Genomic DNA, 12,861 nt, shown 5'->3' with positions numbered 1-12,861 from the left:
TTGTGCCTTTCGTCGTCATTCGCCTGCTGCGACGCCGGCTAGCGTTGCGGCCAGCCGGTCTGCCGTCGCGAGCGCGGCGCTCGTCATGATGTCCAGATTGCCCGCATAAGCGGGAAGGTAGTGTGCAGCCCCTTCGACTTCGAGAAACACCGAGGTCTTCAAGCCGCTGACCTTTCCCACACCGGGTATGCGTAGCGGCGTGCTGGCTGGAATGCGGTCGAACTGCACCTTCTGTTTCAGCCGATAACCCGGCACATAGCGCTGCACGTCGGTGGTCATCGCCTCGATCGAATTCGCAATCGCGGCTTCGTCCGCGGCGTCGCTCAGGCAGTACACCGTGTCGCGCATCAGAAGCGGGGGATCGGCGGGGTTAAGGATGATGATGGCCTTGCCTTTGTGCGCGCCGCCCACGGCTTCCAGCGCGCGCGAGGTCGTTTCCGTGAACTCGTCGATATTGGCGCGCGTGCCCGGGCCCGCGCTCTTGCTGGAGATGCTGGCGACGATTTCCGCGTAATGGACCGTCGCGACGCGCGATACGGCCGCCACGATGGGGATCGTGGCCTGACCGCCGCACGTGACCATGTTGACGTTGCGCGCCTCCAGATGCGCCGCGCCATTGACCACCGGCACGCAGTAAGGGCCAATGGCCGCGGGCGTGAGATCGATCATGCGAAGGTCGGGCTTCAGTGCGCGCAGCCTCGCGTCGTTGTGGACATGCGCGCCCGCGCTGGTGGCGTCGAAGACGATGTCGATATCGGCAAAGACCGGATGCCGCACGAGGCCATCCACGCCGTCGCTGATCGCGACCACACCCAGACGCTCTGCGCGCGCGAGCCCGTACGAAGTGGGATCGATGCCGACCATCGCGGCGACTTCAATATGCTTGCCGTGCCGCAGGATCTTGATCATCAGGTCGCTGCCGATGTTGCCTGAGCCGATGATCGCGGCTTTGATTCGTGTAGTCATACTAATTAACTCCTTGAGTGATGCGGACGCGCCTGCGCGCATCCGCACGTCATGCCATGCGTGCTATTGCGCGAGGAAATCCAGAACGAGACGGTTGAACTTATCCGCATGCTCCCACTGCGCCCAGTGACCGCAGCGGCTGAACACATGCAGCTCGGCGTTCTGCAAGCCCCACAACAGACGCAGGCCACTGTCGAGCGGCACGAAGCGATCGTCGCGTCCCCAGGTGACGAGCGTGGGCGCCTTGATCTCCTTGAGGCGACCGCTCAGGTCAGGCAGCCAGTCGGGATTGGCTTCGACGCTTTTCACGAAGTTCGCCAGATGCTCCTGATGCTCCATCATGCTGTCGTAGCGCTGGCGCACGAGCTCGTCGGTCAGCGCGGACGGATCGAACACGAACACGTTGAGCATCCTGCGCAGGTTCTCCATCGTCGGCGCCTTGTAGAGGCCGTAGAGCAGCTTGATGCCTTCGAGCGGCATGGGCTGGAACAGGCTGGGTCCCACGCCGCCGCCGCCCATGATGATCAGCTTGCTCAGGCGCTCTGGCGCGGCCAGCGCAAAGGCGAGCGCGTTGGCGCCGCCCATCGAGTTGCCGATCACATGCGCGCGGTCGATATCGAGCACGTCGAGCAGGCCCTTCAATGAAGTGGCGTTGAGCACGGCGCGCGAGCCCTTGTCGCAAACGATCGGGTCGCTCTTGTTCCAGCCGGGGCAGTCCGGCAGGATCACGCGATAGCCCGCGTCGACAAACGCATCGACGTTGCGATGGAAATTACTCCAGCCCGATGCGCCCGCGCCCGAACCGTGCAACATGACAACGGCGTCGCCTTTGCCCGCATCGTTGTAGTGAATACGCAGCTTCAGGCCGCCTTCATCGATTTGCGCGAATCGGCTGGTATTCGCTTCGGTCCATGCGGTCATGGTGTGTCTCCTGATCAAGGTTGAATTGCGTTGTGTGTCTGTGCTTGCGACGGCAAACGGGTATCTGACGCCTCAGCCAAAGCGGATCGAGCAGCCGCCCAGGCCGCCGATCGTCGCGCGCAGGTTGTCGCCCGGCACAACCGGCACCATGGCGCCGAGCGCGCCCGAAAGAATCACCGAACCGGCTTCGAGCGCCGAACCGAGGCGGCCCAGTGTGTTGGCCAGCCACGCCACGGCGACCACGGGCGAGCCCATCGTCGCCGCGCCGGCACCCGTGGCCACAACCGCGCCGTTCTTTTCGAGCACCATGCCGCAGGTGCGCAGGTCCAGCGCGCGGGGATCGACAAGACGATCGCCGAGTACGAAGAGGCCGCATGAGGCGTTGTCGGCCACGGTGTCCTGAATGCGGATCTTCCAGTCGCGGATACGCGAGTCGACGATCTCGAAGCAGGCCATGACGCCTTCCGTTGCGGCGATCACGTCAGCGGCGCTCACGCCGGGGCCGCGCAGTTCGCGCTTGAGCACGAAGGCGATTTCGGCTTCCGCCTTGGGCTGGATCAGCTCGCTCGTGTCGATCGACGCGCCGTCGTCGCGAATCATGCCGTCGAGCAACTGGCCGAAATCGGGCTGATTCACGCCGAGCATCGACATCACTGCGTCGCTCGTCACGCCGATCTTCTTGCCGACGACGCGCTCGCCGCGCTCGATGCGATGCGAGACGAAGCGCTGCTGCACGCGATAGGCATCCTCGATCGTCATCTGCGCGTGCGTTTGCGTGAGCGGCTCGATAGCCTGGCGCATGTGCCAGGCGGTGTAGAGGCGATCGCCCAGCGCGTCGAGTGTGGTGGCGTCGAGCGTCATGCGCCTGCTCCCGCGCACGCGGCGGCTTCCTCGGGCAGGTTGTAGATGAACGGCGGCACGCCCTGGCCGAGCAGATAGCCGCCCAGCACGCCCGCGTTATCGTCCTCGTTCTGCGTGATGTGGTTCGCGGCCACGAGCATCGTGCGCATCCACAGTTGAACGGGATTGTTCAACCAGATGGCGCGCGCGCTAAGCTTCTTCCAGAGCATCGTCGAGGCGTCGAGACAGTCCTTGCCGCAGCGCTGGATTTCAAGGAAGTGAAACACGCGGTCGTGAAGCGGCACGAGTTCGCCCCGTTCCACATGCGCCTGGGCTTCGGCGAAAACCTGCGCGAGCCGCGCCTGGGCAGAGCGCACGAGCAGCATGGCGTTGCCGAGCTTGTCCTTCACATAGGGATTCTGCGCGGCTGCGCCAGCCGGCCCGACGATGTTCTGGCGCGGCGCCATCTGTTCGATATACAGGTCGATCATGCCGCGCGCGTAGCCCACGATCACCGACGACACAGCCGAATAGAACACCTGATTGAATGGATGCAGATACGAGGTGCCGCGTTCTGACTTCTGGTAGTCGACGATGCTGTGCGAGCGATAGTCGGGGATGAAGGCTTCGCCCTTGATGCGCACGCTCTTGCTGCCCGTGCCAGCGAGACCCACGACGTGCCAGTCGTCGATGATTTCGTAATCGCTACGCGACACCAGGAACGAACGGTAGTCGCGCCGATTGCCTTCGTCGTCGAGCCAGAATGCGCCGAGAATCGCGCCGCCTTGTGCGTGATCGCAGCCGCTCGAAGTCTTCCACTCGCCGCTGAGCATCCAGCCGCCGTCCACTTGCCGACACTTGCCGAAGGGGGCATACGACGACGCCACCAGCACCGTGTTGTCGTCTGCCCACATGTCACGGGCGGCGCGCTCGTCGAACAGACCGAACTCCCATTGATGTACGCCGAGGATCATCATGTTCCAGGCGCTCGACGGGCAGCCACGGCCCAACTCCATCAACACCTTTGAAAATACGCTCGGGCTCATTTCCCAGCCACCCCATCGACGCGGCTGGAGAATCTTGAAGAAGCCCGCTTGCTTGAAGGCCTCGATGGTTTCTTTCGGCACGCTGCGCGCTTTTTCGACGTCGGCGGCGGTGGCGCGCAAGGCGGGAATCATGGCGCGTGCGCGCTCCACCAGCTCGGTGACGGTGGGTTCCTGAAGGGTATCGGTGAGGGCGTTCATGTGTCGTCTCCTGGTGTCTAGTTGATGCTGCTGAAATGTCCGAAGTGGCCTTGTGCATAGACGAGCGGCGCGTTTTCCGTCTCGTTCATGGCGATGCGATCGACTTCGCAGATCAGGATCGAATGGCTATGCGCCGCGACGATCTCGACCACGCGACAGGCGAAGCTCGTGAGCGCGCTGGCGAGCATGGGAGGCGACCCCTGCCAGGCGCCCTGGGTGAAACGCTGCGCGGCGCTCACGTCCGGCAGCATGCCCGCGAAGCACATGGCGATCGACGAGTCCTCCGCTGCGAGGACGTTCACGCACAGGGTGCGGGTGCGTTCGAAGGCAGCGTGAGCGAAGACCTTGCGGTTGACGCAGGCGAGCAGGCGCGGCGGTTCCGCGCTAAGCGATGTGACGGCGGTGGCCGTCAGGCCGACTGGCACACCGTCCAGCTCGGAGGTGAGTACGCAGACCCCGCCGGCAAGACGGCGCATACCGGCCCTGAAGGCATCGGGTGTCGCGGATGTGCTGCACACCACGGATGGAGGGCAGGCTTGGGTATCTAGCTGCATGATTAGTAATCCAGATCGAATGAAAGACGCACTTTCCAGACAGGCAGGACAAAATTAGTGCGCAGCAGGGTGCGGCCGGTGCCCCCAGTCGCTCAACTGGCTGTAGTTCTTGACCTCCCAGGCGTTATCGTCGATGACGACGCCGCCGTAGCCATACTCCAGCCCGAACCCAGACGGGGTTTCGACGTAGAACGAGAACATGCGGTCGTTCGGGTGATGGCCAAGGCCCGCGTGAATGCGCAAGCCCGCCTTGACGCAGCGATCGTAGGCCATGCCCACGTCATCCATGTCCTGCACCTGCACCAGCACGTGATGCAGGCGCTTGGGAAACGGCATGGCCATCGTCGCGAGCGAGTGATGGCGGCCCGTGCGGGTATGGAAGAAGGTGGCGTCGACTGTCGCGCCTGGGACCGTATGCGAATCGCGAATCGTGTCGCTGACGCGAAGGCCCAGCACATTGCGGTAGAAGTCCAGCGATTGCGCGTAGTTGCGTGCGACCGGCAGGATATGCCCCATACCCAGGCGGCCTGTTTCGAAGCCCGCGCCCTTGAGTAGCGGCGAATGGAACGGCGTGGAGATAGGCGCGTGAGTCGGCCCGAAATAGAACTCATGGGTAAAGCCATTGGGATCGTCGCAGAGATACACGCACTCGACCTGGCGGCTTTCGACCAGGGCGCGCTCACCCTCGCGCACCACGATGCCTCGTGCGGTGAGGTTGTCGACGTACGCATCGAGATCGCCGCGCGTGTCGAATTGCCAGCCAGCGGCGGCGATATCGTCGTCATGCCCTTCTACGAGCAGGATGCGCTGCACGTGTTCGTCCATGCGCAGGCCGAGCATGCCCGGCGCCCGGCGGCCTGGCATGAGTCCGAGAATACCGGCCGCAAAGTCCTCCCATCGCGCGAGATCGCTCACGTTGAACACGACGTACCCGAGACTTGAAAGCTCCGACATGATGTCTCCTGTTGATTGATTTTTTTGCGCCGGTGCGAGAGCATCGCGGCGCGCATCCCCTAATGCAACGGTCGTGCCAGCTTGATGATGTTGCGTTGCGCGCGAGCTACTTTGCAAAGCAGAACGCCGCGCCGTCGTGCGTTCGCTGAAAATCGCGCATGACAGGCGGCGCGACGCAGCAATTTTTGAGCGTAGACGTCGCGCTTGAAAATTCGCAGCGAGTGTCAAAAAATAGACAGCGACTGAAAAATTCTGGCGGGATTGCGTGCCCGACCACGAGCAAGAATTCGGAGACGATAGTGACCAACGCATACGACAGTCTGGTTTTCCCGGACATCGCACCGATTCGGGAGAAGCTACGCTTCCGGCCTGAACGCGCCGAAATCACGCTTGGCGAGCAGCGCATGGTCCTCATGCAAACGGCGTCGCTCAGCGATTTGCGTAGCGAGTTGATTGCGTCGCTCGGCAGCCAAACCGCGCGCACGTTGCTCACGCGCATCGGCTTTTCGACGGGCACGCGCGACGCACAGCTTGCATTGCAAATGCACTCGGTCGAGGAAAGCATCTTCGATTTGCTGGCGCGCGGCGGGCAGTTGCATGCCTTGCAGGGCGTAGCGCTGGTCGAGATGATCAGTTCGGATGTCGACGTTGCGAAGGGCCGCTGCTCGCTGGAGTTTTTCTGGAAGCACTCGTTCGAAGACGAGCATCACGCGGTCGCGCAGGAATTGCAGTCAGCGCCGGTCTGCTGGCTGGAGACCGGCTATGCGAGCGGCTATCTGAGCGCCTGCATGGGCAAGCTCATTATCGTGCGCGAGGTTGAATGCCGGGCAACCGGCTTCGAAGCTTGCCGGGTCATCGCACGTCCCGCGAGCGAATGGAACGATGCCGAAGCGGATCTGCAATTCCTTAAGGCGCCTGTCATTCCTGAAACACCCACTGCCACGCGCGCACAAGCCGGCCGCCAGAAAAGCGCGCTCGAAGCGTTTGAGCAGTCGAAGCGCCGCTCGGATATCGTTGGCCTGTCGCCTGCCTATCAGACCGCAGTGGGCAAGATCAACCGCGTCGCACAAACCGGCGCGACGGTTCTATTACTGGGTGAAAGCGGGGTCGGCAAAAGCACATTCGCGCGTCTGCTGCATGAGCAGAGCCATCGCAGTGCGGGTCCTTTCGTTGCCATCAACTGCGCGACGATTCCCGAAACCTTGATGGAGTCCGAACTGTTTGGCGTAGAGCGCGGTGCCTTTACGGGAGCGGATACCGCGCGTGCCGGGCGCTTCGAGCTTGCTGAAAACGGCACGCTGTTTCTCGATGAGGTGGCCACGTTGCCCCTCGTCGCGCAAAGCAAGCTGCTGCGCGTGCTGGAGACGGGGCAATTCGAGCGGCTCGGCAGCGGCGTCGCACGGCAGGCCAATGTGCGCATTGTCGCGGCGACCAACGAGGACCTGTGGGAAGCGGTTCGCGCGGGGCATTTCCGCGAAGACCTGTTCTTCCGTTTGCATGTCTTTCCGATCGAGATTCCACCTTTACGTCAGCGCAAGGAAGACTTGCCGGTTCTGATCGAGCATTTCATGATTCGCTTTGCGAACGCATACGGCCGCGACGTGCAGGGCCTGACACCCGAGGCAATGGCTATGCTGCTCGGCTATTCCTGGCCAGGCAATATCCGGGAACTGTCGAATGTCGTGGAGCGCGCCGTCATTCTCGCCGAAGACGGACGTGCGCTCGATGCCGTGCATGTGGTGCTTATGAAGGAACTGAAACGATCTTCGGCGACGCCGGTGCAAGAGGGTTTCCGCGCGCCGCCACAAGAAGGCAACGCAACGCCGCTTTCGTCGCGTTCGCTCGACGAGGTGGTGACCGAATGGATGAAGGAGCGCGGACTCACGCTCGATCAAATGGAAAACACGATGGTCGAAGCAGCCATCGCGCAAGCGCAGGGGAATATGTCGCGTGCCGCGGCGCTGCTCGGCATTTCACGCGGGCAACTGCTTTATCGACGCAAGCGGAGCGGCACCGGCGCTGAAACGAACTGAGCCGGCTTGCGCAGGAGACGCATCGCGAGGCCGCGGTGCGTCACTACTGCGTACGCGACGCTACCGTTGCGGTTGCGTCGCGTGCCAGCGCTTATTGATCGAGCGCGGCGAGGCGAGGGAAAAGCGCAAGTGCGTTGTTGCGATTGATCGCATTATGCTGGCTGGCATTCAGCACCGCGCTCTCATCCTGCTTCGCTGTGAATGCTCCGCTGACATGTGCAGGTGCGTAAGGGAAGTCACTGCCGAACAGCACGCGGTCGGTACTCACGAACGCAGCGAGGCTCGGGAGCGCCGACGGCGACGACAACGCGGTATCGAAGTAGAACGTCCGCATCAGGTCGAGAATGCCGGCGGCGCTCGGCGCATCGGTGCGTGCAATCGCCGAAACTTCCGCGATCCGGAAGGCGGCGTAGGGCAGGAAGCCGCCTGCGTGCGAGAGGATGATGCGCACATTCGGGTAGCGCGAGATCACGCCGTTGAGCACGAGTTGCACCGCGGTACGCGTCGTATCGAACGGATAGTCGAGCATCGGGCCGGGGATCCCCGTCATCTGCGCGAGGGGCGGCATCGCGGGATGGATGAATACGACTGCATGGCGACGGTCCAGTTCGGCCCATACCGGTTCGAATGCCGGGTCGCCAAGATAGGCGCCATCGTAGTTGCTCAGGAGTACGACGCCATCGGCGTTCAGCGCGTCGTACGCGTGGGCGATTTCTGCCAGCGAACCATCGACGTCGGGTAGCGGCAACGTCGCGAAGTTGCCGAATCGCGCCGGGTGGCGCGCCACGACGCCAGCGGTAAATTCATTGACCTTGCGCGCGATGTCGCGCTTTGCCTGACCGCTCCAGCCTTTCACGCCCGGCGCGGTCAGCGAAAGTACGCCGGTTGCGATCTGCTGCGAATCCATAAAGGCGAGCGCGCTCTCGACGCTCCAGGCAGGGCATTTCCAGCCGGATGGATCGCCACCATGCGCGGGCAGTGCGTCGGCCCAGAATGGGGGGACGATGTGCTGATGGACATCGATGCGATTGCGTTGGGACATGGTTCGACTCCAGGAGTGATGCGCGTGCGCGCGGTGTGTGCTGTTCAGTATGTGTTCGGTTGATTTTTCGGTCCAATAGGTTAAATTGCAGGATTAATCGTTTCAGGTGATTAATCGACATCATGGATCTTCGCCATTTACGCTACTTCCTCGCTGTTGCCGAAGAGGGGCACTTTGGCCGCGCGGCGCAACGGCTCCACATCGTGCAGCCCGCGCTGAGTGCGCAGATTCGTGCGCTTGAAGATGAGTTGGGAGCAACACTGTTCGAGCGCAGCACGCGCAAGGTGGCGCTCACTGACGCTGGCCGTCTGCTGGTCGTCGAGGCGCAACGTACGCTAGAGCAGGCCGCGCGCGCGAAGAGTCTGGTGCAGCGTGCGGCCCGCGGCGAGACCGGTGTGGTGCGCATCGGTTTCGTCGGGAATGCGTTGGCCTCAGGGCGCTTGTCCAATGATCTCGCCGCGTTCCACGCGGCGTGGCCAGATGTTGTGCTGGAACTGCACGAGATGGCCCCGGCTGCGCAACAGGAAGCGATTCTCGAAGGCCGCCTCGATATTGGCTATTGCCCGGCATTCGGTGCGGCCTTCGATGCCAGGCTGGCCGTGCGAACGGTTGGACGCTGGTCGTGGGAAGTCGCGATGAGCGAGCGTCATCCGCTGGCAAAGCGGCGCTCGGTGAGCTTCGCCGCGATTGCGGACGAGCCGTTTATTGTCTACGCGGCCGATGGCGGCGACGATGCTCAACGGGCGATCCTGCGGCAGATGCTCGGTAAGGAGCCGCGTATCGCGTACACCATGAGCAGCACGCTTTCCGCGCTGGCGTTGACGGCGGCGGGCCTTGGGCTTGCGATCGCGCCCGAACCGGTGAGCCGCATCGCGGTGCCGAACGTGGTCTATCGGAAGCTGGGAAGTCGCAGTCCGAAATCGGAGCTGGTAGTGATCAATCGAATCGAGGGAGCGTGGGGCGCGATCCAACGATATCTGGAGATGCTTCGCTAACGAACTGGTGGCGTTGTTGAGTCGGCTTACACCCGCTTTGCTGCAAAACGTCGGGAAATGACCGCTTGATATACTGGCAGGCAGTGGAAACCGAACGATCAAAAAGAGAGATGGCCGATACCAGCAAGAACCCGAGACGACCTGCAACGAAGCGTACGCGCGGACGCCCGGCGGGTAGCGCGCTGACGGGTTTTGACTCGCTGCTGCGCGGCGCACGCCAGACCTTTGCGACGCAGGGCTACGAGGGAACGAGCGTGCGCGAGATCGCGCGGCTGGCTGGCGTCGATCCCGCATTGATGTCGCATCACTTCGGTTCCAAAGAGGGTTTGTGGACGGCGGTTGTCGAGCAATTGTCGGTGCAACTGGAGCCGTTGATCGAGTCCACCCAGCAGCTACAAAAATTGCGCGTGTCGCCGCGCGAGCGCATCAAACAGGCGTTGATCCTCTTCATCGATCATCTGTTCGAGGATCGGTATATCGGCATGTTCTTCTCGACTGCAACGACCGAACAGGGGGAGCGGCTGAATGTGCTGATCGAGAAATTGATGCGGCCATATCGTGACGCGTTCGTACCGTTGCTGATCGACGCGATGGAGGCCGGCAAGCTCAAGGCTCATGATCCCGACATCATGCATTACATGATGGTGAATGCGATCAGCAGTGCGGTCTCTTACAGCCACGTGCTGTCGAAATTCTCGCCGCTGGCGGAGAATCCGGACGAGTTCAAGCAATCTGTGCTGGAGATTGCGATCGGAATTTTCCGCTAACCATTGCGTGTTGGCCGTCCGAAAATCGCCTTGGCGTAACACGTAAGGCCGGCTTCTCGTGCGACGATGGTGCCAGGCACTTTAGCGCGACCGAACTGGCTTTCCCATTCATGTTTTGCGCGGACTCCACGAGAAAGTCGATGAAGGTTCGCACCTTCGCAGGCAGGTGTTCCCGGCTTGGATAGACGACGCTGATGGAAACCGGCTGCGTTGCGTAGTCGGGCAGCACCACATTCAAGGCGCCTTGCGCAATGGCCTCCTGTGCGATTGCCCGGGGAACAAGGCCCATTCCCGCCCCCACCCTGATCATCTGCACGAGGGCGTCGAGGTTGTCGACGAGCATGGCGGGTTTCTGTTCGAGTTCAAAGCGTCCCTCGGGGCCGTCGAGCAATGGTGCGTCCGTCGCGGCGTGCCGCGCCGCCATCGCAATGTAGGTGTGACTGGCCAACTGCCGGGGATGCGTTGGCGTGCCGCAACGATCCAGATACGCAGGCGATGCACAGGCGACCAGGCGATCGTCCCATAGCCGCCGCGCAATCGCGCTGGTCGAAGCGAGCGTGGCCGTATCCACGAGCGCGACGTCATATCCGTCATTGATCAGATCAAAAGGTTGATCGACCAGATCGAGCGCGATGCGCACGCGTGGATAGAGACAGTTGTACTGGTGCAGGTAAGTCGCCAGATGACGATACGAAAAGAATGAAGGCGCAACGATCCGCAGATTGCCAGCCGGCTGCTGCGCGAGACTTGCGAGCGAACGCTCGCATTCGTCCAGGTCATTGACGATCTTGAGCACACGCTCGAAATAGGCCTGACCGACCTCAGTGAGCGACAGACAGCGCGTGCCGCGAGAAAACAGCTGCGCGCCGAGTTGCGTTTCCAGCGCCTTGACATGACGGCCCAGTACCACACTGGAGACGGCCAGCTTCATCGCCGCGCCCGCGACACTGCCCGAACGCACGACTTCCAGGAAGGTGCGTATCGATTCGAGTTGATCCACCAGAATCTCCAACCGTAGTGAACGATCGCACCGGCATCGGTCCGACATTATATTCAACGAGTGTTGAATATGTGGATTCTGGACGATCGGCGCGCAACTGTCAACATCTGGCTGCCAAGGCACGGCATTGCCTCTTAAAAGGGTGCGTGAACGACTGCGTTTTACGATCGAGCCAGTTGACATCGTCACAAGTCACCCCCTATCATGCGCACAATTCAACACGCGTTGAATATTTGTTTGGGTGATCTGCCCTGAGCGCTGTGAGTGCTTTGGGTGTCGAACAATGACTGAAAAATGCATAGGCCAGAGAGTCGAACAGGCGCACGGAGTCGATAAATTTAATATGGATAGCGAAATTAATCAGGGCCGAAGTGCAGCCCGGAAGGATCGGATCGCGATAGCAACGCGTACCGTGTTGATAGCCGGTTCTGTGGCTAGTGTGCTTGCGCTTACCGGTTGCGAGAAAAAGCAGGAAGCGGTAGCAACGGTGCCCGAGGTGGGTGTCGTGACGCTGGCCGCGCAGCCGGTTACGCTCAAGGCGCAGTTGCCGGGTCGTACCAACCCCTGTCGTGTGGCCGAAGTTCGCCCGCAGGTGAACGGCGTCATCAAGAAGCGGCTCTTTACGGAAGGCACGGACGTCCAGCAGGGACAGCAGCTTTATCAGATCGACGACGCGCCGTATCGAGCGGCGTACGACAAGGCTCAAGCCGTGTTGATGTCGGCGAAGAACCTGGCCGAGCGTGACGAGAAACTCGTGGCCGATAACGCGGTCAGCCGTCAGCAGTACGACGACGCGGTGTCCGCGTACCGGCAGGCGCAGGCCGATGTGGAAACCGCCAAGGTCAATCTGGATTACACACGCGTCTATGCGCCGATTTCAGGCCGCATTGGGCGATCGTCGATTACGGAGGGCGCGCTGGTGACGAGCGGTCAGGCGCAGGCTCTCGCCGTGATTACACAACTCGATCCCATCTACGTCGACGTCACGCAGTCCTCGACCGAGATGCTGCGTTTGCGCGGTGAACTCAAGCGCGGCCAGTTGCAAACAACCCGTACCGGCGACGCTAGCGTGAATCTCGCGCTGGAAGACGGAACAGTCTATGCCCGCCCGGGCGCGCTGAAATTCTCCGAAGTCACCGTCGATGAAGGCACGGGTTCCGTCACGGTGCGCGCGGAATTCCCGAACCCCGAACATGACCTGTTGCCCGGCATGTTCGTGCATGCGTCGCTTGACGAAGGCACGCGCAGTGGCGCGATCCTCGTGCCGCAGCAGGGCGTGTCACGCGATACGACCGGTCACGCTGTGGCGTGGGTGGTGAATGCCGATAACACCGTGCAGCAGAGGCCCATCGTGGTGGACCGCACGATCGGCAACACCTGGCTCGTGAATCAAGGGCTTCAGGCGGGCGATCGCGTCGTGACCGAAGGCGTGCAACGCATCCAGCCCGGCATGAAGGTCGTTGCGAAGCCGGCATCGAATGTGCACGTCGATCTGAGTCTGAATCCGTCTCCCGCCGCGCAGGCTAACGGTAGCTAAGCGGAGCG

General features: G+C 62.0%; 12 protein-coding genes. 4 read left to right on the top strand and 8 right to left on the bottom strand.

What is annotated here, in order from left to right:
- Positions 1 to 15: 15 nt before the first annotated feature.
- The 6 genes from U5782_RS36385 to U5782_RS36360 form a co-directional block, all read right to left on the bottom strand.
- The gene (locus tag U5782_RS36385; RefSeq protein ID WP_322048695.1) at positions 16 to 966 is read right to left on the bottom strand and encodes an acetaldehyde dehydrogenase (acetylating); all 951 of its coding nucleotides are present in this window, start codon (positions 964 to 966) and stop codon (positions 16 to 18) included.
- Positions 967 to 1,029: 63 nt separating this feature from the next.
- Entirely contained in the window at positions 1,030 to 1,887 is an 858-nt protein-coding gene (locus tag U5782_RS36380; RefSeq protein WP_322048694.1) for an alpha/beta fold hydrolase, read from the bottom strand.
- 72 nt (positions 1,888 to 1,959) lie between these two features.
- Positions 1,960 to 2,748, bottom strand: coding sequence for a 2-oxopent-4-enoate hydratase (gene dmpE, locus U5782_RS36375; protein ID WP_322048693.1), 789 nt, complete (start codon positions 2,746 to 2,748; stop codon positions 1,960 to 1,962).
- On the bottom strand, positions 2,745 to 3,971 hold the full coding sequence (locus U5782_RS36370) for an acyl-CoA dehydrogenase family protein (protein WP_322048692.1): 1,227 nt from the start codon (positions 3,969 to 3,971) through the stop codon (positions 2,745 to 2,747). The genes dmpE and U5782_RS36370 overlap by 4 nt, the downstream gene beginning before the upstream one ends.
- A 17-nt stretch (positions 3,972 to 3,988) precedes the next feature.
- Entirely contained in the window at positions 3,989 to 4,525 is a 537-nt protein-coding gene (locus U5782_RS36365) for a flavin reductase family protein (protein WP_322048691.1), read from the bottom strand.
- Positions 4,526 to 4,579: 54 nt separating this feature from the next.
- The gene (locus U5782_RS36360; protein WP_322048690.1) at positions 4,580 to 5,479 is read right to left on the bottom strand and encodes a VOC family protein; all 900 of its coding nucleotides are present in this window, start codon (positions 5,477 to 5,479) and stop codon (positions 4,580 to 4,582) included.
- Between the two features lie 299 nt (positions 5,480 to 5,778).
- Here U5782_RS36360 and U5782_RS36355 point away from each other — a divergent pair, with 299 nt between their 5' ends.
- Complete coding sequence (locus tag U5782_RS36355; RefSeq protein ID WP_322048689.1) at positions 5,779 to 7,512, top strand: sigma 54-interacting transcriptional regulator; 1,734 nt, start codon at positions 5,779 to 5,781, stop codon at positions 7,510 to 7,512.
- 91 nt (positions 7,513 to 7,603) lie between these two features.
- Here the strand turns inward: U5782_RS36355 and U5782_RS36350 are convergent, their stop codons facing one another.
- On the bottom strand, positions 7,604 to 8,554 hold the full coding sequence (locus U5782_RS36350; protein WP_322048688.1) for an amidohydrolase family protein: 951 nt from the start codon (positions 8,552 to 8,554) through the stop codon (positions 7,604 to 7,606).
- Positions 8,555 to 8,676: 122 nt separating this feature from the next.
- On the opposite strand from U5782_RS36350, the gene U5782_RS36345 reads away from it, so the two are divergent.
- Together U5782_RS36345 and U5782_RS36340 are read left to right on the top strand one after the other, a co-directional pair.
- Positions 8,677 to 9,549, top strand: coding sequence for a LysR substrate-binding domain-containing protein (locus U5782_RS36345; RefSeq protein WP_322048687.1), 873 nt, complete (start codon positions 8,677 to 8,679; stop codon positions 9,547 to 9,549).
- Positions 9,550 to 9,659: 110 nt separating this feature from the next.
- A complete protein-coding gene (locus tag U5782_RS36340) occupies positions 9,660 to 10,316 on the top strand; it encodes a TetR/AcrR family transcriptional regulator (RefSeq protein ID WP_322048686.1) in 657 nt (218 codons plus the stop codon).
- Here U5782_RS36340 and U5782_RS36335 read toward each other — a convergent pair.
- Entirely contained in the window at positions 10,273 to 11,364 is a 1,092-nt protein-coding gene (locus tag U5782_RS36335) for a LysR family transcriptional regulator (RefSeq protein ID WP_322048709.1), read from the bottom strand. The genes U5782_RS36340 and U5782_RS36335 overlap by 44 nt on opposite strands.
- Before the next feature lie 382 nt (positions 11,365 to 11,746).
- On the opposite strand from U5782_RS36335, the gene U5782_RS36330 reads away from it, so the two are divergent.
- Positions 11,747 to 12,853 (top strand): efflux RND transporter periplasmic adaptor subunit, encoded by a 1,107-nt coding sequence (locus U5782_RS36330; protein WP_322048685.1) that lies wholly within the window; start codon positions 11,747 to 11,749, stop codon positions 12,851 to 12,853.
- Positions 12,854 to 12,861 lie beyond the last annotated feature (8 nt).

The organism is Paraburkholderia sp. J67, from assembly GCF_905220265.1.
Lineage (GTDB): Bacteria > Pseudomonadota > Gammaproteobacteria > Burkholderiales > Burkholderiaceae > Paraburkholderia.
The sequence above is the reverse complement of the archived record's forward strand: the minus strand, read 5'-3'. Positions and strand labels throughout refer to the sequence as shown.